Here is a 21,304-nt window from a genome sequence, read left to right on the forward strand (position 1 = left end):
CGCGGCAGACAACGACATCATCGGAGACGGACCATGACATTCATCAGGAAGCTGGCGGCCGGCGCGATCGTCGCCGCGGCGACGGTGCTGGCAAGCGGCGCGCACGCGCAGCAGAAGCCGATCACGCTCGGGTTCTCGCAGGTCGGCGCGGAAAGCGCGTGGCGCACCGCGAACACCGTGTCGGTGAAGGGCGCGGCGAAGGACGCCGGCATCAACCTGAAATTCTCGGACGCGCAGCAGAAGCAGGAGAACCAGATTCGCGCGATCCGCTCGTTCATTGCGCAGAAGGTCGACGTGATCGCGTTCTCGCCGGTCGTCGAGTCGGGCTGGGAGCCCGTACTGACCGAAGCGAAGGCCGCGCACATCCCGGTGATCCTGACCGATCGCGCGGTCGACGTGAAGGATCCGTCGCTGTACGTGACGATGATCGGTTCGGACTTCCTCGAGGAAGGGCGGCGCGCGGGCCACTGGATGGAAGAGCACTACAGGAACGACGCGGGCCCGATCAACATCGTCGAGCTGCAGGGCACGGTCGGCTCGGCGCCAGCCAACGACCGCCGCGCGGGCCTGCTCGAAGTGATCAAAAGCAATCCGAAATTCAAGGTGATCGCGTCGCAGAGCGGCGACTTCACGCTTGCCGGCGGCAAGCAGGTGATGGAAGCGTTCGCGAAGACCTACGGCAAGCAGATCAACGTCGTCTACGCGCACAACGATGACATGGCGCTCGGCGCGATCCAGGCGATGGAAGAAGCCGGCATCAAGCCCGGCAAGGACGTGAGCGTCGTGTCGTTCGACGCGACGAAGGGCGGCTTCCAGGCGATGGTCGCCGGCAAGATCAACGTCGACGTCGAATGCAGCCCGCTGCTCGGCCCGCAACTGATGAGCGCGGTGAAGGACGTCGTTGCCGGCAAGCCGCTGCCCAAGCGCATCGTGACGAACGAGACCGTGTTCCCGATGAACGTCGCGGCGCAGGTGCTGCCGACCCGCAAATACTGATGGTCCTGCACGGGTGGTCGCGTCGCGGCCGCCCGGTCGGCAACCGCTTCGAGGGAGGGGGCATGACGAATCCGCCGGTGGTCGAGATGATCGGCATCGACAAGGCATTTCCGGGCGTCAGCGCGCTGCAGCGCGTGAGCTTCCGGTTGTTTCCGGGCGAGATCCACGCGCTGATGGGCCAGAACGGCGCGGGCAAATCGACGCTGATCAACGTGCTCACCGGTGTGCATGCACACGACGCGGGCGAGATTCGCGTCGGCGGCCGGCCCGTGCGCTTCGCCGCGCCGCGCGAGGCCGAGGCGGCCGGTATCCAGACGCTCTACCAGGAAGTGAACCTGTGCGCGAACCTGTCGGTTGCCGAGAACATCTTCGCGGGCCGGCAGCCGATGCGGCGCGGCGCGATCGACTGGAATGCGATCCATGCGCGCTCGCGCGCGGCGCTGGCCGAACTCGACCTGTCGCTCGATGTCACGCGCTCCCTCGACGCGTATCCGATCGCCGTGCAGCAGATGGTCGCGATCGCGCGCGCCGTGTCCGTCGACGCACGCGTGCTGATCCTCGACGAGCCGACGTCGAGCCTCGACGACGGCGAAGTCGCGCGGCTGTTCGACGTGCTGCGCCGGCTGAAGGCGTCCGGCATCGCGATCCTGTTCGTCACGCACTTTCTCGAACAGACGTATGCGGTGTCCGACCGGATCACCGTGATGCGCAACGGCGAGCGCGAAGGAGAGTATCTGGCGCGCGACCTGCCGGTCGACGCGCTGGTCGCGAAGATGACCGGCCGCGAACGGATGTCCGGCGCGCTGCAGGCTGGCGCGGCGGCCGTCGAGCGCACCGCCGGCGATGCCGAGCCGTTCCTGTCGATGCAGCGGGTCGGCCGGCGCGGGATGATGAGCGCGATCGATCTCGACGTGCGGCCCGGCGAGATCGTCGGGCTGGCCGGGCTGCTCGGCTCGGGGCGCACCGAAACCGCGCGGCTCGCGTTCGCCGCGGAGCGCGCGGACACCGGTGCGATCGAGATCGACGGCGCGCGCACGCGGCTGGCGTCGCCGCACGATGCGGTCCGGCACGGCATCGCGTATTGCCCGGAAGACCGCAAGAAGGAGGGCATCGTCGCTGCGCTGTCGATCCACGAGAACATCGTGCTCGCACTGCAGGCGCGGCGCGGCTGGTGGCGGCTGATCGGGCGCGCGCGCCAGCGCGAACTCGCCGACACGTACATCGCGCGGCTCGGCATCAAGGCACGCGACGCGGAGCAGCCGATCGGCCTGCTGTCGGGCGGCAACCAGCAGAAGGTGTTGCTTGCACGCTGGCTCGCGACGGACCCGAAGCTGCTGATTCTCGACGAGCCGACGCGCGGCATCGACGTTGCCGCGAAGTTCGACATCATGGAGCGCGTGCTCGCGTTGTGCGCGACCGGGCTCGCGATCCTGTTCATCTCGTCCGAGATCGACGAGGTCGTGCGCGTAAGCCACCGGATTGCGGTGTTGCGCGACCGGCGCAAGGTGGCCGAACTCGCCGGCGCCGACGCGTCCGAGGAACAGGTTTACCGGCTGATCGCGGGAGGCCAGTCATGACGCTGCTGCGTACGCTGTTCCGTCATCCGCTTGCGTGGCCGGTGCTGACGCTCGCGCTGCTGTTCATGCTCGACGTCGCGCATCGCCCGGGCTTCCTGTCGATCACGCTGCTTGACGGCCACTTGTTTGGCGCGCCGATCGACATTCTGAACCGCGCGGCGCCGCTCGTGATCGTGTCGCTCGGGATGACGCTCGTGATCGCGACGCGCGGCATCGACATCTCGGTCGGTGCGATCGTCGCGATCGCAGGCGCTGCCGCGGCGATCGTACTCGATGCGGACCCGTCGCGGGTCGGCACGGCGCTGGCCGCCGCGCTGGGCGTCGGGCTGCTCGCGGGCGCGTGGAACGGGCTGCTCGTCGCGTTCGTCGGGATGCAGCCGATCATCGCGACGCTGATCCTGATGGTGGCCGGCCGCGGCGTCGCGCAATTGCTGACGGGCGGCCAGATCATCCCGATCGGCGCGCCCGGCTACCTCACGCTCGGCGGCGGCTATCTCGCAACCGTGCCGTGCGCGGTGTGGATCGCGCTTGCGACGCTCGCCGCGACCGCGCTGCTGGTGAACCGCACGGCGCTCGGGCTGTTCATCCGCGCGATCGGCGTGAATCCGGTCGCGACGCGGCTCGTCGGGCTGCGCTCGGGCGCTGTCGTGTTCGGCGTGTATCTGTGTTGCGGCGTGATGTCGGCGATCGCCGGCATCCTCGCGAGCTCGAACGTGCGAAGCGCCGACGGCAACAACGCGGGGCTGCTGCTCGAACTCGACGCGATTCTCGCGGTGACGCTCGGCGGCACGTCGCTGCTCGGCGGCCGCTTCAGCCTCGCCGGCTCGGTGCTCGGCGCGCTGATCATCCAGACGCTCACGTACACGACCTATTCGATCGGCGTGCCGCCGGAGGCGACGCTCGTCGTCAAGGCAGTCGTCGTGATCGTCGTGACGCTGATCCAGTCGGACGCGGCGCGTGCGCTTGTCGTCCGGCATGCGTCGCGGCTGCTGCCTTCCGCGCGTTCGCGCGCTACTTCCGGAGCGACGCCGCGATGACCCGATTCCTTGGCAGGCTCGCCGACCCGCGCACGCTGCCGATCGTCGTGACGATCGTGCTGTTCGTCGCGCTGTTCGGCTTCGGATCCGTGATGTACACGGGCTTCTTCTCGATGCAGGTGCTGACCGGGCTCTTCGTCGACAACGCATTCCTGCTGATCGTCGCGATCGGGATGACGTTCGTGATCGTGTCGGGCGGCATCGACCTGTCGGTCGGCTCTGTCGTTGCGCTGACAACGATCTTCTGCGCGGTCGGCGCCGAGCGGCTGCACTGGCCTGTGTGGGCGATCGTGCCGCTGGTGCTGGCGTTCGGTGCGCTGTACGGTGCGGCGATGGGTGCGCTGATCCATTATTTCCGGCTGCAGCCGTTCATCGTCACGCTGGCCGGGATGTTTCTCGCGCGTGGCGCGTGCTTCCTGATCACGACGCAGTCGATCACGATCAACGAGCCGACGTTTCATGCGATTGCGGGCATCAGCGTGCAGGTCGGCGGCGGCACGTTGAGCGCGGGTGCGCTGATCGCGCTCGCGACGCTGGCCGTCGCGATCTACGTCGCGCATTTCACGCGTTTCGGCCGCAACGTATACGCCATCGGCGGCAACGAGCGCTCGGCACTGCTGATGGGGCTGCCGGTCGCACGCACGAAGATCGGCGTCTACGCGCTGAGCGGCTTCTGCTCGGCGCTCGGCGGCGTGGTGTTCACGCTGTACGTGCTGTCGGGTTACGGGCTGCAGGCGCAGGGCATGGAGCTCGACGCGATCGCCGCGACCGTGATCGGCGGCACACTGCTGACGGGCGGCGTGGGCTATGTGGTCGGCTCGGTGTTCGGCGTCGGCATCCTCGGCACGATCCAGGTGCTGATCACGTTCGACGGCACGTTGAGCTCGTGGTGGACGCGAATCGTGATCGGTGCGTTGCTGTGTGTGTTCTGCGTGCTGCAGCGGATCATCGAACGGCATGCGGCGCGTCGACGGACGGGCGGCACGGGGCTCGGCGCCCCTCAGTCGAAGCGCGACGCCGCGCAGGCGCGGCCTGCGCCACCCGAAGCGGACGCCGCGCTGGTTGCGACGATGCGGCGGCTACAGGGCGACCGACCATGATTTCGCAGGGAGAACGGCATGAAGCGCAATGACCTGATCACGGGCGACGTCGACGCGCTGGCCGTCGACCACAGCCGCCAGCCGATGCTCGACCTGAGCGACGCGCGCGACTGCCGGATCGTTGCCGATGCGCTGCGCGTGCTGCTGCGCGAGCGCTCGGAAGCGCTGGCGTTCGCGATGCGCGTGGCCGACGAGCACGGCCGCTCGCGCCCGGATGCCGGCGAATTCGGCCTGACCGACATCATTCGCATTGCCCGGGTCGTCGAGCGGGCTGAGCGTCAGCGGCGGCAAATCGCGGTTGAATGAAGCGTCCGGCCGGACCGGCGCGGCTTGCGCTCGGTGCCTGACATACAACGCACGTCAGGCGACCGATTCGACCTAGAACGAGTAGGCCAGCGACGCGAACAGGCTGCGCGGCGCGCCCGGCGTGACCCACAGGCTGTTGTACGAGCTGACGTAGGTGGTGCGATTGAACAGGTTGTTCAGCACGACCGACGCACGCAGGTGCTTGTTGACCTGAAGGTAGCCGTTGAGCTGCACGGTCGCATAGGCCGGCAGCTCGAAACCGTCCTGCGTGTTGGCCGTGTTGCCGGCCCGGCGCCCGACATAGATCACGCCGGCACCGGCGCCGGCCTTGTCCGCGAACGGCAGCGCGGTTTCGTACATGAGCAGTGCGCTGCCGCTCAGCCGTGGAATGTCGACGAGGCGTGCGCCGGGCGTCAGCACGGCATCGCGCGTGACCTCGGCGTCGACGTACGCGAAGTTGGCGATGCCGCGCAAGCCGTGACCCAGGTCGCCGTTCCATTCGAATTCGACGCCGCGGCTGCGGACTTCGCCGGCCGCACGCGAGAAGCCTGCATTCGCCGGATCGGCAGTGAGTACGTTGCGCTTGGTGACGTAGAACGCCGAGACGGTCGTGAGCCAGCGCGCGCCTGCCCATTTCGCGCCTGCTTCGTAGCCGTGACCCTTCTCGGGATCGAAGGCGCGGCCGTCGGCGTCGGCGCCGTTGTTCGGCCGGAACGAGTACGCCGTGTTCGCATACAGCGACAGCGCGGGGCTGATTTCGTACACGACGCCGATGCGCGGACTCAACGCGGTCTGCAACTGGCTGCTCGTCACGCCTTTCAGGCGGTTCTCGACCGACTGGTGGAAGCGATCCCAGCGCAGCCCCGCGAGGATTTTCCAGTGCGGCCCGAACGCCAGCGTGTCCTGCGCGTAGAGGCCTTGCCCGTCGTCGCGTTCGAGCAGGTCGGTCGCGGTGCGCGGCGTCGGCGCAGGCTGGCCGTAAACCGGATCGAAGATGTCGATCGCATATGGGGCAGCGGCTGTCGGCGTGGAGCGTGTGACGAACTGGTCGTAGTTGAAGCGATACGCATCGACGCCCATCACAAGCGTATGGCCGATGCCGCCGGTGCGGAACTTGCCGGTCGTTTCGATGCGGCCTTGCAGATCGTTCGAGTGAAACGCGACTTGCCGATAGCGGCGCCACAGTGTGCGGCCGTCCGGCTGCAAGGCGAATGCTTCGGACGAGCGTCCCGACAGGTCGGTGTCGCGCTGCGCGAAGCCGGCGTTGACCGACCAGTTCGCATCGACGCGATGCTCGAGCGTGAACTGGTGGCCCGTGTTGCGCACGTCGTAGTCGCCGTCGCGCGGCTCGCCGAGGAAACGCGACGCCGGAATCGCGCCGAGCTGCCCGTTGACGGCCACCACGCCGCGATCGAGCGGTGCGCGCTGACGCGCGCTCTCGAACTCGTAGTGGAGCGTCGTGTCCGCACCGATGTCCCAGGTGAACGACGGCGCGAACAGGTAGCGTCTGCTCGACACCGTATCGCGGAAGCTGCCGTTGTTCTCGTTCATCGCGACGAAGCGGTACGCGAGCGATTTCGTGACGGGCCCGGTCGAATCGAGCGTCTGGCGCAACGCGCCGTAGCTGCCGGCCGACACGCCGATGGTGTTCGAGCGCGCGAACTGCGGCTGCTTCGTCGTATAGCTGATGAGCCCGCCCGGATCGCCGCGGCCATACAGCGCGGACGCGGGCCCCTTGAGCACTTCCATGCGCTCGAGGTTGGCGGTGTCGCGCGGGACGCTGATCCCGCGGTTCCATGAGAAGCCGTTGACGAGGTAGTCGGTGCCGGACGTGTTGCCGTCGCCGGCGAATCCGCGCACCGCGTAGTTGTCCCACAGGCCGCCGAAGTTGTTCTGCCGCGCGACGCCCGCGACCCAGTCGTACAGGTCTTCGCCGCGCGTCGCGGCGACGGTCCGGGCCAGTTTCGCGTCGACGCTGCTGACTGCGAACGGGATCTCCATTACGTCTGTCTCGGTGCGTGTCGCGCTCGTCGATTCGGGCGCGCGAAACGGCGCGGTCGCGCGCTGCCCCGAGACCTCGATGGCGGGCAGCGACATCTCCTGCGCATCGGCGGCGCTCAGGCCGGCCGTGCCGACGACGATGGCCATCGGTGCGGCCGCCCAGTTCTTCCTGCTCATACCCCGTCCTTTGATGTGGTCTGCGTACGGGCATGGCGGATGGCCTCGCGCAGACGTCTGTGTTCCAAACAGTACATTCGCGCGGAAATTTAATGCAAATGAGAGGCATTTGCAATAGAAAGTTGGTGCTGCCGCGTGCGATGCGAATCGAGGGTAATTACTGATGCGATGCCGTTCAAGTTGGGATCACCCCAGCCGATATATGTACCAAACAGTTAACGCCGAGAGCCCCCGCATGAAGTTGTCCACGAAACTGCTGATGCTTGTCGCTGCCGCGCTGGTCGGCGTCGTATTGCTTGCCGCCATGTCGCTGCACACGCTGCGCGACGCGCTGATCGACAGCCGCCGCGAAGAGATCGTTATTCTTCTGACGAAGGCCGAACATCTGGTCAATTCGTACCGTGGGTTGCAGGCGAGTGGTGCGCTCACTCGGGAACAGGCCCAGCAACAGGCAAAAGCCGCGTTGTCGGCGCTCAACGCGGATGCGAGAAGCTACTACTGGGTCACGACTTCCGACGGCGTCAACCTCGTGCATCCGAACGCGAAGTTCATCGGCAGCCGTGCCAAGGGAAACCGCACGACCGACGGCCTGACCGATAGCGAGGCTTACCGCGCCGGGATGGCGCAGGCGCATTTCGCGCTCGTCGATGTACTGATCAAGCGCAGTCCCGATGCGGATGTAGAGCCGAAACTCCAGGGCGTGGTTGCCATTCCGGACTGGGACTGGTGGATCGGCACGGGATTCTTTTACGACGACATCAATGCGGCTTTTACCCGGCTCGCGCTGATACTGGGCGCCATTACGCTAGCCATATCCGCAGCGCTTGCGTCGATCGCCTGGGGCGTCCTGCGCAGCGTCATGCGCACGCTGGGCGGCGAGCCTGCACACGCGACGGGCATTGCAGCCCGCATTTCCGCCGGCGAACTGGATGTCGAGTTCGACGCGGCAAAGGCCGCGCCGGGCAGCTTGCTCGTGGCGCTCAGCGAAATGAAGGCACGACTGACCGAGACAATCGCCGAGATCCAGGCTACGACCCATTCGATTGCCGTCGGCACTGGCGAGATCGCGCAAGGCAATCTGGACCTGTCGCAGCGTACGGAGGAGCAGGCGGCGTCGCTGCAGGAGACGGCTGCCAGCATGGAACAGATCACCTCGACGGTCAAACAGAATGCCGAGAATGCTCGCCATGCGAATGCACTCGTGACCAGTGCCAAAGAGGCGACCGAACTCGGCGGTGCCGCCGTGCAGGAGGTCGTGGAAACGATGCGGCAGATTTCGGACGAGTCGGTACGAATCGCCGACATCACCGACGTGATCGAAAGCATTGCATTCCAGACGAACATTCTCGCGCTCAACGCCGCCGTCGAGGCGGCGCGAGCCGGCGATCAAGGGCGCGGGTTTGCCGTCGTTGCCGCGGAGGTCCGCTCGCTTGCCCAGCGCAGCGCCGCGGCAGCGAAGGACATCAAGGGGTTGATCGAGGTGTCGGTCGAGAGGGTCGGCAGCGGCAGTCGGCTCGTCGAGGCAGCGGGGGCGCGCATGACGGAGATCGTCCGGTCGATCGACCGGGTTGCCGGCATCATGGGGGAGATCTCGGAGGCTTCCGCCGAGCAAAGCACCGGTATCGAACAGGTCGGCAAGGCAGTGGCGCAAATGGACGAAGTCGTCCAGCAGAACGCCGCGCTCGTCGAGCAGGCTGCCGCGGCGGCTTCGTCGCTGGATGAACAGGCGGCGCGGTTGAGGGCTGCGGTGTCGGTCTTCCGGCTGGGCACCTGTTCTGCCGACCTTGGCGCGAACCGGAGCTGAACCTGTGCGACGAGGTCACGTCGGCGCTCGATACCTTGCAGGCATCGACGACTCCGTCGTGTTGTATGCCGTACGCGGGCCTGGAACCGGACCAGGTCCGCGAGCTGAAGCAACGCCGGGACGTGATGCCGGCGCAACGGACGTAACGCACATTACGTACATAACGCACGTGTCGCATTTGCCGTGCCTGATCGCGTGCGCGCGCGACTGCGCGCCTTCTTTGTACCCCGATAAGATCGACTAACCTTGTAGACGCAGGCTGCAGCTACACCGTCTCCATCGACACGTCTTCGCGGCCCTGACGCCACCTTGAAGCCTGCTGAACGAATGGAATCAGGGCGATCGCGCGTCCTCGATCCAGCACGTCGCGCGCATCGCGAGATCGATGTGCCAACTGGCGACGACCCTGCCACGCGAGCGCGATGACCTGGCCGCGCGGCGGAGGAGGAGCCATGCGAGGAATCCATCACACGTGGCGCGGCGCAATCCTTGCCGTCGCGCTTTTGCTGCTTGCCGCGTGCGGCGGGGATGGCGGGGGATCGGGTGGTGGCGCCGGTTCCGCGATGCCGCCAGGCGGCATTCACCTGCAAGTCGTGTCGTTCGGCGACAGTTTGTCGGATGTCGGGACCTATGCGCCGATCGCGAGCGTGGTGGGCGGCGGGCGTTTCACGACCAATCCCGGGCAAGTGTGGACTCAGAACGTCGCGCAGTATTACGGCGATACGCTGACTGCGGCGTTTACGATCGACGCCACGCACAAGTTGAGTGCGCAGGGCGGACTCGGCTATGCAGAGGGTGGTGCCACGGTCGCAACGCCGGCGAACCTGTACGACTTTCTCACTGACGTGATCGGCAACATCGAAATGCCCGTCAACCAGCAGGTGTCGAGCTATCTGTCGGCTCACGGAAGCTTCAACGCGAATCAGCTGGTGCTGGTCTGGGCCGGTTCGAACGACGTGCTGCGCGCGGGCGCGCTGCCGGCTGCGGCACCCACCGTGCAGACCGCGGCAGCCGCACTCGCTCAAGTGGTCGCACAGATCGTGCAGAACGGTGCCACGCATGTCGTGTTGGTCAACGTGCCGAACGTCGGACTGTCACCCAAAGGCATTGCGTCGCCCGATGGCGGAGCGAACCTGACCCAGTTGTCGCAGCTGTTCAACAACGACCTGAACGCTGCATTGCAGGCGAATGGCGTTCAGGGCAAGGTTCTCCAGATCGATTCCTATACCTGGGTGAACCAGATCGTCGCGAACTTCCAGGCCAACGGTTTCGTCGTGTCGAACACCGCCGTCGCCTGCGATCCCGCAAAGACGCCGCATGCGACGTCATTGCTGTGCTCGCCGCCGACCTACGTGACGGCCAATGCCGACCAGACGTACATGTTTGCCGACGATCTTCATCCGACGACGCACGTGCATGCATTGTTTGCCCAGTTCGTCGAGCAGCAGATCGCGAAGAGCGGTCTTGGTCATTGAGCGTCGGGGGGCGCCGTCAGCGCGTCATTTGTGTTCCGGCAGGAACCAGTTCATCAGCAGCGCGCAGATGCCGCCCGTGGCGACACCCGATTCCAGCACGTTCTTGAGCGCGTGCGGCAGGCTGTTCAGGATGTCCGGCACCTGCGACACGCCGAGGCCGAGGGCCAGCGACACGGCGATGATCAGCAGCGCGCGGCGGTCCAGCCGGGTGCCGGCGAGGATGTTGATGCCGGACGCGGCCACCGCGCCGAACATCACCATTGCGGCGCCGCCCAGCACGGGCTCGGGCACGGCCTGCAGCACGCCGGCGACCACCGGGAACAGGCCGAGCAGCACGAGCATGCCCGCGATCCAGAGCCCGACGTGACGGCTGGCGATGCCGGTCAGCTGGATCACGCCGTTGTTCTGCGCGAACACCGAGCTCGGGAACGTATTGAACACGCCGGCCAGCAGCGAGTTCGCGCCGTTCACGAGCACGCCGCCCTTGATCCGCTGCATCCATACCGGCCCCTCGACGGGCTCCTTCGAGATCTTGCTGGTGGCCGTGACATCGCCGATCGCTTCGAGCGACGTGACGAGGTAGATGATCAGCATCGGCACGAACAGCGACCACGAGAAGCCGATGCCGAAGTGCAGCGGCGTCGGGATCTGGAACAGCGCAGCCTGGTGCATGCCGGTGAAGTCGAGACGGCCGAGGAACGCGGCCGCGAGATAGCCGATCACGAGCGCGATGACGAGCGCGGTGCTGCGCACCCACACGATCGGCACGCGGTTCAGCAGGATGATCGTGCCGAGCACGAGGCCCGACAGCGTCAGGTTCCCGGCGCTCGCGAAGCTGCCCTTGGCCATCGCACCGTAGCCGCCGCCCATGCTGATGAGGCCGACCTTGATCAGCGTGAGGCCGATCAGCAGCACGACGACGCCGGTGACGAGCGGCGTGATCAGGCGTTTCACGAACGGCAGGATGCGCGACACGCCCATCTCGACGAACGAGCCGGCGATCACGACGCCGAAGATCGCGGCCATTACGGTCTCGACTGGCGTCCCCTGCTTGACCATCAGGCTGCCGCCGGCGATCAGCGGGCCGACGAAGTTGAAGCTCGTGCCCTGGACGATCAGCAGGCCGGCGCCGAGCGGGCCGAAGCGCTTGCACTGGACGAAGGTGGCGATGCCGGAGATCACCAGCGACATCGACACGATCAGCGTGGTATCGCGGCTGGACACGCCGAGCGCCTGGCAGATCAGCAGGCCGGGCGTGACGATCGGCACGATGATCGCCAGCAGGTGCTGCAGCGCGGCGACGAACGCGACCATCGGCGCGGGCCGGTCGTCGGGGCCGTAGACGAGGTCGTGCGCGAGTTCGGCGTCGTCGGCGCCATGGGCGGCGGGTTGGGCGGGGGAGGCGGATTGCATGGCGAGCGGCCGGACAAGATGGAAAGTGCGGCATTTTAACGGAACGCCCCGCCGACGCCCGCCGACGCCTGGCAATGCCGCCGAACCGGCGTCCGCGCACGTGCCGTGCGGGCACGCCGCCGACGCGCAAGCACTTGACGCCCGCCGCGAAACGCCGCATGTTCGGCGGGTCGAACGAGCAACGATCATGCCGCTGCTCGATTGCCGCGATTGCCGGGACGCGAGCAGCCACATGACGCTGCCGGACGCCGGCGCGGCGACCCACCCTGGAGACGCCCGATGAACCCGTTTCAATTCCGCACCGTGCCGACGCTGATCGTGGAGTCTGGCGCGGCACGCAGGCTCGGCGCGCTGCTGCGCGAACGCTTTCCGGCGCTCGCGCGGCTGTGTGTCGTTACCGATGCGCTCCTGCATCGCAGCGGCATGCTCGCGCCGGCGCTCGAGAGTCTCGCCGCGCATGGCTGGCAGGTGACCGTGGTCGACGACGTGGTGGCGGATCCACCCGAACACGTGGTGCTTGAAGCGACCGCGCGGGCGGTCGACGCTGCCGCCGAGATCGTGCTCGGCCTCGGCGGCGGGTCGTCGATGGACGTCGCGAAGCTGATCGCTGCGCTCGTGCCGGGGCAGCAGCCGCTCACGGAGATGTACGGCGTCGACAAGGTCACGAGCGCGCGCCTGCCGCTCGTGCAGATGCCGACGACGGCCGGCACCGGTTCCGAAGTGACGGCCGTGTCGATCGTGACGGTCGGCGACGCGCGCAAGATGGGCGTCGTGTCGCCCCATCTGCTTGCGGACGTCGCGATCCTCGACGCCGAGCTGACGCTCGGGCTGCCGCGCGCGGCGACGGCGGCGACCGGCATCGACGCGATGGTGCATGCGATCGAGGCATACACGTCCGCGCGCCTGAAGAATCCCGTGTCGGACATGCTCGCGGAAAAGGCGCTGACGCTGCTGTCGCGCAATCTGCTGAAGGCCTGCGAGAACGGCGGGGACCGGCACGCGCGCGAGGCGATGCTGGTGGGCGCGATGTTCGCGGGGCAGGCGTTCGCGAACGCACCGGTCGCGGCCGTGCATGCGCTCGCGTATCCGGTCGGCGGAATCTTCCACGTACCGCACGGCCTGTCGAACGCGCTCGTGCTGCCGCACGTGCTGCGTTTCAACGCGCCGGCCGCGGCGCCGCTGTATGCGGAGCTCGCGACGATCGTCGTGCCTGACGCGACCGGCAGCGACGAAGCGAAAACCCGCGCGCTGATCGACGAGATCGACCGGCTGGTCGTCGCGACCGGCATTCCGCGCACGCTGCGCGAGGTCGGGATCGGCGAGGGCGACCTGCCGAGGATGGCAGCCGACGCAATGCTGCAGACGCGCCTGCTCGTGAACAACCCGCGCGACGTGACGGAAGCGGACGCGCTGGAGATCTACCGGCAGGCGTGGTGACGCGGCCGGCTCGCGACACGCGCGTGATACATGCGCCGACTACCGCGCGTCGGCCACCGTCACCTTCCCCGGTATCAGCTTCAGCGTGCTGAACGTATCGGCGATGTTCTGCTGATACGCGAGCGTCGCATCCGTGACCGGCTGCACGCCATAGCCGGTGCGCTTGAGCGCGATCTCGAGTGTCGTGGTGTCGAGGCCGACGGCCGGCGACAACAGCGCCGCCACTTCCGGAACGTGATCGCGCCCCCAGCGGTCGACCGCGTCCACTTCGTCGAGCAGCGCGCGCAGCACCTGCGGCTGCGCGGTCGCATATTTGCGCGCGGCGAGGTAGTACTGCGTGTTGCGCACGAGGCCATCGCCGTCCGCGATCACGCGCGCGTCGAGCTGCCGCTGCGCGGCCGCCAGATACGGATCCCAGATCACCCACGCGTCGACGTTGCGCTGCACGAACGCGGCGCGCGCGTCCGCGGGCGTCAGGTAGATCGGCTGGATGTCGGTGTACGCGAGGCCCGCGTGCTGGAGCGCCTTCACGAGCAGGTAGTGAACGTTCGATCCCTTGTTGAGCGCGACTTTCTTGCCGCGCAGTTGCGCGACCGAGCGGATCGGCGAATCGGGCAGCACGACGATCGCTTCGCCGTGCGGCGCGGGCGGCTCGTTGCCGATGTAGACGAAGTCGACGCCCGCGGCCTGCGCGAAGATCGGCGGCGTCTCGCCGACCGTGCCGACGTCGATCGCGCCGGCGTTCAGCCCTTCGAGCAGTTGCGGGCCGGCGGGAAACTCGAGCCATTGCACCGACACGCCCTGGCTCGCAAGCCGTTTCTCGAGCGTGCCGCGCGCCTTGAGTACAACGAAGTTGCCGTATTTCTGGAAGCCGATCCGCAGCCGCGTGCCGCTGCCTTCCGCTTGGGCGGCGCGGGCAGCGCGGCCCGCGAGCGGGCCGAGCGCGAGCGCAGCGACTCCGGCGGCCGCGCCGTGCAGCAGCTTGCGGCGGCGCGGGTCCGCCAGTGGGGTTTCAAGGTCGGGATTCCATGTGTGCATCGAAGCGTCCTGCGGGTGGAAAGCGTGGAAAGCGGGCGAGCCTGCCGTGCTCGACGGCGGGAGTGGTGCGCGGGCCGGGTGCGGACGATCGGTACAGCACGCCGGCGCGCGCCAGATCCACGACGATAGTGCGGCGCGCGCGGCATTCCAACCAACGATTGCGTATATGCAAATCGGTCGCGGGACGAACGGGCTGCCGCATGCACGCTGCAGCCCGGCAGGCGACGCGCGCGAAGCCGCGGAGCGCGCGCCGGATCAGCGATAAGCGGTCAATGCACGTTGGCGGGCCGTTCCTCGATCGAATCGACCCGGTCCGGATAGAACGCGAGGTGTGCGCGAATCGAATCGACGGACGGATACGGATGGTCGTAGGTCCAGGCCGCGTTGACCGCGCGCGGGCCGCCGGACGGAATCGAGTAATACGCGCAGTCACCCTTGTACGGGCAGTACGTCGCGTGGTCCGTGCGTTCGAGCAGCGTCATGTCGACGTCTTCACGCGGGATATAGAGGACGGCCGGATAGCCGGCTTCGCGCAGCGACAGCGCGTGGCGCGTGTCGGCGACGATCTTGCCGGCGACGGTGACCACGACGCGCGACGTCTGGCGCTCGACCGTGATCGGGTGATCGGGACCCGGAATCTTCATGGGCCGTGTATTCGGGTCAGGGCTGCTGGGCATGGGTTCGCTCCTGGAGTCGGCGGTTCGCGGGCCGCCGCGTCGGACGGCGGCGCAGGCCGGGGCGCCGGTGTCGGCGGCCTGCAACTGATACCTTGCGCCGATTCCGGCGGTTTTGCCACCGGCAGCGCGAGCCTGCCTGTCGAGCACCCAGCACCGAGCACCGAGCGCCGCCACATCCCGATAAGCAATCGCGAATTAATTGGTAAGCGATCAGCGCCGCGCGCGCGAAGATGATGCGACGTCATTCGCGTTCCTCATCTTTCGCCGTTGCCAACATGAAGATTTCCGCCGTTTCATCCGCCAAGCATCGTGTACCGAAGAACACCTTCACCGCTGTGCTGATCCGTTGCGCGGCCGCGTCGCTGCTGTTCGCGGGCGCGGCGTCGCACGCGTTCGCCGTGCCCGCCGGCAAGACGCTCGTGTTCTGCACCGAAGGCAGTCCGGCCGGTTTCGATCCGGGGCAGCACACGACGAGCACCGACTTCGACGCGAGCACGAACACGATCTACAACGAACTGGTGGAGTTCAAGCCCGGCACGCTCGATCTCGAGCCGGGGCTCGCGACGAGCTGGGACGTGTCGCCCGACCAGCTCGTCTACACGTTCCACCTGCGGCGCGGCGTGAAATTCCAGACGACCGCGTGGTTCAAGCCCACGCGGCCGTTCCGGGCCGACGACGTCGTATTCACGTTCCGGCGGATGCTCGTTCGGGACGATCCGTTCCGCAAGGCGTATCCGACGAGTTTCCCGTACTTCAGCGACCTCGGCTTCGACCGCAATCTCGAGCGGATCGAGAAGGTCGACGACGACACCGTGCGCTTCGTGCTGAAGACGCCCGACGTCGTGTTCGTGCGCAATCTGGCGATGGCGTTCGCGTCGATCCTGTCGGCGGAATACGCGGCACAGCTCGCCGCGCACCATCGCGAGGCCGACATCAACCTGCTGCCAGTCGGCACGGGGCCGTTCCAGCTGCGCGCGTACCAGAAGGACGCGGTGATCCGCTACGACGGGAACCCCGACTACTGGAAGCCCGACGATGTGAAGCTCGCGCATCTGGTGTTCGCGATCACGCCGGATCCGGCGACGCGCCTGCAGAAGCTGTCGTCCGGCGAATGCCAGATGTCAGTGTTTCCGCGGCCGGCGGATCTCGATACGGTGCGGCGCGACCCGAAGCTGACGCTGTTCTCGGGGATGGGTTTCAACGTCGGCTTCGTTGCGTACAACACGCAGCATGCGCCGCTCGACCGCGTCGACGTGCGGCGTGCGCTCGACATCGCGATCGACAAGGCCGCGATCGTCAAGACGATCTTCAACGGCGACGCGAAGATCGCGACGAACCCGATGCCGCCCGCGCAATGGTCGTATAACCCGCGGCTGAAGGATGCGCCGCGCGATCTCGCGGCCGCGAAGGCGCTGCTCGCGCGCGCAGGCTTTCCGAACGGATTCGACCTGACGTTGTGGGCGATGCCCGTGCAGCGCCCGTACAACCCGAACGCGCAGCTGATGGCGCAGCTGATCCAGCAGGACTGGGCGAAGATCGGCGTTCGCGCGAAGATCGTCAGCTACGAATGGGGCGAGTACAACCGGCGCTCGAAGCTCGACGGGCAGCACGACGCGATCCTGTATGGCTGGTCGGGCGACAACGGCGACCCGGACAACTGGCTCGGCGCGCTGCTCGGCTGCGACGCCGTGCATGGCGGCAACCTGTCGAAGTGGTGCAACGCGAATTTCGAGCGGCTCGTCGATCAGGCGCGCGGGAACAGCGACGTCGCGAAGCGCACCGAGCTGTACGAGCAGGCGCAAGTCGTGTTCAAGGACCAGGTGCCGTTTACGCCGATCGCGACGTCGATCGTGTCGCTGCCGGTGTCGAAGCGCGTGCGCGGGCTCACGTTCTCGCCGCTCGGCGGGCACCGGTTCGACGGAGTGTGGCTCGACTGAAGTCGAGCGATGACGCGTGGCGCGCGAAACGCTCGAACGGCGACTCGGAAATCCGCGATGAATTGCGTTGCAAATGTGTGCGCCAACTGATCAATTCATTAGGATCGAATGCCCACTCGAGCGCAATGTCATTTTTTCCGGGAAGGCGAAACGGGAAAGGAATAATTTTCCGTTTCGTTCGGCGAAACGCAATTGAATCACGCGCGGTTCCCGAGAGCGGGATCGCCCGATGCGCGAGCGTGCCGAGAATTTACATTCTTTCGCTGCCGACAGACAGGCGCAATTGCACGCCGGTATTCGATTGACGCGAATTCGAGCTCAATCGCATCCACCATGCCAATTCATTCCGTCGCTAAATAATTTGAATTCGCGCCTGAAATTTCCTATACCTAATCGAAGAAAAGACGCCGGCAATCGTGCCTGCCGGCGTCGACTGAGAGGGCGCCGGCGGATCGTGGAATCGCGGTTGATCCGTTCGGTGCGCAGTAGCAAGCGAAGTGATCCCGGGGGATGCGAGCAGCCGCGTTGATGGCCGCCCGCATGTGTCGCGCAGTGGCGAACGACAATGACCGCCGCCGGAGCAATGCCACGTCTTTGCGTCCAATGGTCGATCCGACCGCGTCAGACGGAGGTTGTGATGCTGCAATACGCCAAGTCCTTACTGCGCGACGAACGGGGTGTCAGCGCGCTTGAATATTCGGTCCTCGCGGGTATCGTCGTCGTCGCGCTAGGCGTGGTCGGCTCGGTACTCAGCAGCAATACCGGCGGGTTGCCGGCGATCTTCTCGTCGCTGCTCGCCAAGGCCAGCGCGATGATCTGATCCCGTCGCCCCGCGCGCTGCCGGCGATCCGCGGAATCGCAGCGGTTGAACGGTTCCGCATCGGGCGCGTCGGGGGACGGCATCTCCCGATGCGCTATCTCGTGCAATTGGCCGCCACGATCGTGCTGGTGTCGCTCGCGGTGCAGGATCTGCGTGCCCGGCGTCTGTCCAATCGTCCGGTACTGGCGTTCGCGCTGCTGTATTTCGTCGCGGCGACGCTCGCGCGCGACGGGCCGGCGTCGGTCACCGCGCACGTCGCGACGGGCGCTGCGATGCTGCTGATGTTCGGCTTGTTCCGTCACGTCGGCTGGCTGGGCGGCGGAGACGTCAAGCTCGCGGCGGCCGTGTTCCTGTGGGCCGGCCCGGCGCTCGCTTTTCCGGTGCTGACGATCGTCGGCGTCGCAGGGCTCGCGACGGGCATCGCGATGGTCGCGGTGCACGCCCGGCAGCGGCGCATCGCGCCCGCACGCGCTGTCGCGACGCACGGCGTGCCTGGTGTGCCCAGCGTGCCGAGCGTGCCGAGCGTGCCATATGGCGTCGCGCTCGCGCTGGGCGGCGTATTTGCCGTGTGGGCGCCGTTTCTGCTCGCGGCACCGATCATGTAGCGGAGGACGCACATCGCCATGCCCAAACCGCTGAGAATGGCCGCGCTCATCATCGCCGCTGGTATCGGCGCGTTCATTCTGCGCGAACTGTATGTCAGCGCATCGACGGCGAAGGCACCCGCGGCAGCGGCGGAGGATCGCGTCCGGGTCGCGGCCGCCGATCTGCCGGAAGGGCTGCTGCTGCGCGACAACGATCTCGCGTGGAAGCGGATCGCGCACGCCCAGATTCCGCCCGGTGCGTTCGTCGAGTCGCAGCCGGGCGCGGACGTGAAGGGCGCGTTGCTGCGCAACCGCGTCGCCGCGGGCACGCCGATCCGCGCGGAGAACGTGATCCCGGCCGGCGCGCCGGATTTTCTCGCGGCCGCGCTCCAGCCCGGCATGCGCGCGATCTCGGTGCCGGTCGACGAGGTGTCCGGCAATGCCGGCCTGATCCAGCCAGGCGATTTCGTCGACGTGCTGCTGACCCAGCAGGTGGGCGGCTCGGCCGCCATGCCTGGCGCGTTCGAGGCGGAAACGGTGGTCAGGCGTGCGCGCGTGCTCGCGGTCGGCTCGGATTTTCAGCGCGCGAAGGCGGGGGCCAGCGCGACCGACGCGACGGTCCGCGCGCGCACGGTCACGCTCGAGGTCGCGCCGCGCACCGCGCAGGTCGTGCTGGTCGCGACACGTCTCGGCGCGCTGTCGCTCGCGCTGCGCAGCTTCGCGACGCGCGATCGCATGCAGCCGGCGGGCGACGATACGGACTCCGATACACCGCCCGTGTGGGCGGGCGACGTGTCGCGCGCATTCCACGATGCGACGCGCGGCGCGGCCGCCGCGCGCGACGGCGGCGCGCGCGTGCCGGCGCAGGGCAATACGGTGGTGATCTATCGCGGCTCGACGATCGACGACGGTACACGAGGCGGGGGCGGCTTCGGCATCGGCATCGGCACGGCGGGTGTGCCGCCGCTGCCGCCGGGCTTGCCGGGGCTGCCGGGCGGAAGCGTGACCGCGGACGCCGCGGCACAACTGCCGAAAGCGGCATCGCCGCAGTGACGGTTCGGGCTCGGCCACGGGGGGCCGGCCTTCGACGGGAAAATAAACGCATGGTCCGCATGGTTTGCTGGTTCGCACTGGGATGCTTCGCGTGCGTCGTGATGCCGGGCATCGCGTGCGCGCAAGGCACGCGCACGCAGGATGGGGGCGCGCCGCTGTCGATCGCGACCGGCAAGGGCGAAATGCTGACGTTGCCGGAGCCCGCGATCGCGATGTTCGTCGCCGATCCGGCCGTCGCGGACATCCAGGTGCCGTCGCCGCGCACCGTGTTCGTATTCGGCAAGAAGGCCGGCACGACGACGCTGATCGCGCTCGGCGCGAACCACCGGCCGATCCTGCGCAAGACCGTGATCGTGCAGGTGGACACGCAGTCGCTGCAGGGCGTGCTCGACAGCCGGTTTCCGCAACTGAAGCTGACGGTGTCGGGCGCGCCGGGCTCGCTGATGGTGTCGGGGCGCGTGCCGAGCGCGGCCGACGCGGATGCGGTGATGCAATCGCTCACGCCTTACCTGCACGACAAGGAAAAGCTCGTCAACCGGCTCACGCTGTCGCGCCCGATCCAGGTGAACCTGCGCGTCAGGGTGACCGAGGTGAGCCGCAACGTCACGCAGCAGCTCGGCATCAACTGGAGTTCGCTCGGCTCGGCCGGCAATTTCTTCGGCGGGCTGTTCAACGGACGCACGCTGTTCGATACGACCACCAACCTGTTCAACCTGTCGTCGACCGGCGCGTTCTCGGTGCTCGGCGGTTTTCGCGCGGGGCGCTGGTCGATCGACGTCGTGCTCGACGCGCTCGACCAGGAAGGGCTGATCACGATGCTCGCGGAACCGAACCTGGTCGCGATGTCCGGCGAGACGGCCAGCTTTCTCGCGGGAGGCGAGATTCCGATTCCGGTCGCGCAGAGCGGCAATACCACAGGTGCGATCACGATCGAATACAAACCGTTCGGCGTGTCGCTCGACTTCACGCCGACCGTGCTCGCCGACAACCGGATCAGTCTCAAGGTGCGGCCGGAAGTCAGCGAAGTCGATGCGAGCAACAGCGTGACGACAGGCGGCATCCGGGTGCCGGCGCTCACCGTGCGGCGCGTCGAGACGACAGTCGAGTTGTCGAGCGGCCAGAGCTTCGCGATCGGCGGGCTGTTGCAGAGCCAGTCGAGCGACGTCGTGTCGCAGCTTCCGGGGCTTGGCCGGCTGCCCGTGATCGGGCGGCTGTTCTCGTCGAAGAACTTCCAGGACAACAAGACCGAGGTCGTCGTGATCGTCACGCCGTATATCGTCCAGCCGACCGGGCCTGGCCAGCTCGAACAGGCGATCGACAACGTCGCGCGGCCGAGCAGCGATCTCGAGTTCGCGGTGCAGCGCAACCTCGGGCTCGACCTGATGTCGGGCGACACGCCGCGCCTCGTCGGCGCCGCGGGCTTCGTCTACTGATTCCGGAGGACCGCTGATGCGTGTTCGAACGACCGTCTCCGCGCTGATGCCGCTGGTGCCGCTGATGCTTGCAGGCTGCCTGTCCGCGCCACCGCCGCTGAGCCTGCCCGATGCGTCGGTGGTCGGCTTCGACGGCGTGCGCGCGGTGCCGCCCGACTGCGCGAAGCTGATGCAGCCGTCGCACCTCGTCGATGCAGGCTTCGCGCGCGCCGGCGTGCCGTTCGGCTGCGCGACCTACACGAACCTTGCCGCGATGCTCGCGCGCCCCGAGGATCTCGTCGCACCGGTGCCGTATGCGGGCGCCGACGCCGAAGTCGCGGCCGGCGCCGTGCGGCGCTACATCGAGGACCGCGTGAAGCTGTCGGAGCCGGCCAGGACGCTGACGACGACGGGGGCGCCCGCGCACTGACCGAGCCGACCTTCATCGCCGATTTTCACC

The 21,304-nt window shown here is 67.4% G+C and carries 18 protein-coding genes; 14 read left to right on the top strand and 4 right to left on the bottom strand.

The window, feature by feature from the left end; all coding sequences use genetic code 11:
• Positions 1-33: 33 nt before the first annotated feature.
• The 5 genes from DID96_RS06040 (at position 34) to DID96_RS06060 (ending at position 5,016) form a co-directional block, all read left to right on the top strand.
• Positions 34-996, top strand: coding sequence for an ABC transporter substrate-binding protein (locus DID96_RS06040; RefSeq protein WP_124598352.1), 963 nt, complete (start codon positions 34-36; stop codon positions 994-996).
• A 62-nt stretch (positions 997-1,058) separates the two neighbouring features.
• A complete protein-coding gene (locus DID96_RS06045; protein ID WP_124598353.1) occupies positions 1,059-2,573 on the top strand; it encodes a sugar ABC transporter ATP-binding protein in 1,515 nt (504 codons plus the stop codon).
• Positions 2,570-3,610, top strand: coding sequence for an ABC transporter permease (locus DID96_RS06050; protein ID WP_124598354.1), 1,041 nt, complete (start codon positions 2,570-2,572; stop codon positions 3,608-3,610). The genes DID96_RS06045 and DID96_RS06050 overlap by 4 nt, the downstream gene beginning before the upstream one ends.
• On the top strand, positions 3,607-4,710 hold the full coding sequence (gene yjfF / locus DID96_RS06055; protein ID WP_124598355.1) for a galactofuranose ABC transporter, permease protein YjfF: 1,104 nt from the start codon (positions 3,607-3,609) through the stop codon (positions 4,708-4,710). The genes DID96_RS06050 and yjfF overlap by 4 nt, the downstream gene beginning before the upstream one ends.
• An 18-nt stretch (positions 4,711-4,728) precedes the next feature.
• Entirely contained in the window at positions 4,729-5,016 is a 288-nt protein-coding gene (locus tag DID96_RS06060; protein WP_124598356.1) for a hypothetical protein, read from the top strand.
• Between the two features lie 72 nt (positions 5,017-5,088).
• Here the strand turns inward: DID96_RS06060 and DID96_RS06065 are convergent, their stop codons facing one another.
• The gene (locus DID96_RS06065; protein WP_124598357.1) at positions 5,089-7,194 is read right to left on the bottom strand and encodes a TonB-dependent siderophore receptor; all 2,106 of its coding nucleotides are present in this window, start codon (positions 7,192-7,194) and stop codon (positions 5,089-5,091) included.
• A gap of 235 nt (positions 7,195-7,429) precedes the next feature.
• On the opposite strand from DID96_RS06065, the gene DID96_RS06070 reads away from it, so the two are divergent.
• On the top strand, positions 7,430-8,998 hold the full coding sequence (locus DID96_RS06070) for a methyl-accepting chemotaxis protein (RefSeq protein ID WP_124598358.1): 1,569 nt from the start codon (positions 7,430-7,432) through the stop codon (positions 8,996-8,998).
• A gap of 452 nt (positions 8,999-9,450) precedes the next feature.
• Positions 9,451-10,473 (top strand): SGNH/GDSL hydrolase family protein, encoded by a 1,023-nt coding sequence (locus DID96_RS06080; protein ID WP_124598360.1) that lies wholly within the window; start codon positions 9,451-9,453, stop codon positions 10,471-10,473.
• Between the two features lie 24 nt (positions 10,474-10,497).
• On the opposite strand, the gene DID96_RS06085 is transcribed toward DID96_RS06080, so the two are convergent.
• Complete coding sequence (locus tag DID96_RS06085) at positions 10,498-11,886, bottom strand: nucleobase:cation symporter-2 family protein (protein WP_124598361.1); 1,389 nt, start codon at positions 11,884-11,886, stop codon at positions 10,498-10,500.
• Positions 11,887-12,165: 279 nt separating this feature from the next.
• Between DID96_RS06085 and DID96_RS06090 the strand changes: the two genes are divergently transcribed.
• Entirely contained in the window at positions 12,166-13,323 is a 1,158-nt protein-coding gene (locus DID96_RS06090) for an iron-containing alcohol dehydrogenase (protein WP_124598362.1), read from the top strand.
• Between the two features lie 39 nt (positions 13,324-13,362).
• Here DID96_RS06090 and DID96_RS06095 read toward each other — a convergent pair whose 3' ends face one another.
• Positions 13,363-14,361, bottom strand: coding sequence for a sulfonate ABC transporter substrate-binding protein (locus tag DID96_RS06095; protein ID WP_124598363.1), 999 nt, complete (start codon positions 14,359-14,361; stop codon positions 13,363-13,365).
• A gap of 269 nt (positions 14,362-14,630) precedes the next feature.
• Positions 14,631-15,038, bottom strand: coding sequence for a DUF427 domain-containing protein (locus tag DID96_RS06100; RefSeq protein WP_124598364.1), 408 nt, complete (start codon positions 15,036-15,038; stop codon positions 14,631-14,633).
• Between the two features lie 275 nt (positions 15,039-15,313).
• Here DID96_RS06100 and DID96_RS06105 point away from each other — a divergent pair, with 275 nt between their 5' ends.
• From DID96_RS06105 to DID96_RS06130, 6 genes are all read left to right on the top strand, one after another.
• A complete protein-coding gene (locus DID96_RS06105) occupies positions 15,314-16,975 on the top strand; it encodes an ABC transporter substrate-binding protein (protein ID WP_260463811.1) in 1,662 nt (553 codons plus the stop codon).
• A 637-nt stretch (positions 16,976-17,612) separates the two neighbouring features.
• Positions 17,613-17,795 carry a Flp family type IVb pilin gene (locus tag DID96_RS06110; RefSeq protein WP_124598365.1) on the top strand — a complete coding sequence of 61 codons (183 nt, stop codon included), beginning with the start codon at positions 17,613-17,615 and terminating at the stop codon, positions 17,793-17,795.
• 89 nt (positions 17,796-17,884) lie between these two features.
• A complete protein-coding gene (locus DID96_RS06115) occupies positions 17,885-18,400 on the top strand; it encodes a prepilin peptidase (protein ID WP_124598366.1) in 516 nt (171 codons plus the stop codon).
• Between the two features lie 18 nt (positions 18,401-18,418).
• Positions 18,419-19,432 carry a Flp pilus assembly protein CpaB gene (gene cpaB / locus DID96_RS06120; RefSeq protein ID WP_124598367.1) on the top strand — a complete coding sequence of 338 codons (1,014 nt, stop codon included), beginning with the start codon at positions 18,419-18,421 and terminating at the stop codon, positions 19,430-19,432.
• Positions 19,433-19,482: 50 nt separating this feature from the next.
• The gene (locus DID96_RS06125; protein WP_124598368.1) at positions 19,483-20,865 is read left to right on the top strand and encodes a type II and III secretion system protein family protein; all 1,383 of its coding nucleotides are present in this window, start codon (positions 19,483-19,485) and stop codon (positions 20,863-20,865) included.
• Between the two features lie 16 nt (positions 20,866-20,881).
• Positions 20,882-21,274, top strand: a complete 393-nt coding sequence (locus DID96_RS06130; protein ID WP_124598369.1) for a CpaD family pilus assembly lipoprotein — start codon at positions 20,882-20,884, stop codon at positions 21,272-21,274.
• Positions 21,275-21,304 lie beyond the last annotated feature (30 nt).

Source organism: Burkholderia sp. Bp8963 (genome assembly GCF_003854275.1).
Classification (GTDB): Bacteria; Pseudomonadota; Gammaproteobacteria; order Burkholderiales; family Burkholderiaceae; genus Burkholderia.

Bases quoted from the DNA above. Each gene is read 5' to 3' on its own strand.
- DID96_RS06070 (WP_124598358.1), top strand. From the start codon at position 7,430: ATGAAGTTGTCCACGAAACTGCTGATGCTTGTCGCTGCCGCGCTGGTC.
- DID96_RS06080 (WP_124598360.1), top strand. From the start codon at position 9,451: ATGCGAGGAATCCATCACACGTGGCGCGGCGCAATCCTTGCCGTCGCG.
- DID96_RS06045 (WP_124598353.1), top strand. From the start codon at position 1,059: ATGACGAATCCGCCGGTGGTCGAGATGATCGGCATCGACAAGGCATTT.
- DID96_RS06125 (WP_124598368.1), top strand. From the start codon at position 19,483: ATGGTCCGCATGGTTTGCTGGTTCGCACTGGGATGCTTCGCGTGCGTC.
- DID96_RS06060 (WP_124598356.1), top strand. From the start codon at position 4,729: ATGAAGCGCAATGACCTGATCACGGGCGACGTCGACGCGCTGGCCGTC.
- DID96_RS06050 (WP_124598354.1), top strand. From the start codon at position 2,570: ATGACGCTGCTGCGTACGCTGTTCCGTCATCCGCTTGCGTGGCCGGTG.
- DID96_RS06085 (WP_124598361.1), bottom strand. From the start codon at position 11,886: ATGCAATCCGCCTCCCCCGCCCAACCCGCCGCCCATGGCGCCGACGAC.
- DID96_RS06130 (WP_124598369.1), top strand. From the start codon at position 20,882: ATGCGTGTTCGAACGACCGTCTCCGCGCTGATGCCGCTGGTGCCGCTG.
- DID96_RS06115 (WP_124598366.1), top strand. From the start codon at position 17,885: ATGCGCTATCTCGTGCAATTGGCCGCCACGATCGTGCTGGTGTCGCTC.
- DID96_RS06065 (WP_124598357.1), bottom strand. From the start codon at position 7,194: ATGAGCAGGAAGAACTGGGCGGCCGCACCGATGGCCATCGTCGTCGGC.
- DID96_RS06090 (WP_124598362.1), top strand. From the start codon at position 12,166: ATGAACCCGTTTCAATTCCGCACCGTGCCGACGCTGATCGTGGAGTCT.
- DID96_RS06095 (WP_124598363.1), bottom strand. From the start codon at position 14,361: ATGCACACATGGAATCCCGACCTTGAAACCCCACTGGCGGACCCGCGC.
- DID96_RS06105 (WP_260463811.1), top strand. From the start codon at position 15,314: ATGAAGATTTCCGCCGTTTCATCCGCCAAGCATCGTGTACCGAAGAAC.
- DID96_RS06110 (WP_124598365.1), top strand. From the start codon at position 17,613: ATGCTGCAATACGCCAAGTCCTTACTGCGCGACGAACGGGGTGTCAGC.
- yjfF (WP_124598355.1), top strand. From the start codon at position 3,607: ATGACCCGATTCCTTGGCAGGCTCGCCGACCCGCGCACGCTGCCGATC.
- DID96_RS06040 (WP_124598352.1), top strand. From the start codon at position 34: ATGACATTCATCAGGAAGCTGGCGGCCGGCGCGATCGTCGCCGCGGCG.
- DID96_RS06100 (WP_124598364.1), bottom strand. From the start codon at position 15,038: ATGCCCAGCAGCCCTGACCCGAATACACGGCCCATGAAGATTCCGGGT.
- cpaB (WP_124598367.1), top strand. From the start codon at position 18,419: ATGCCCAAACCGCTGAGAATGGCCGCGCTCATCATCGCCGCTGGTATC.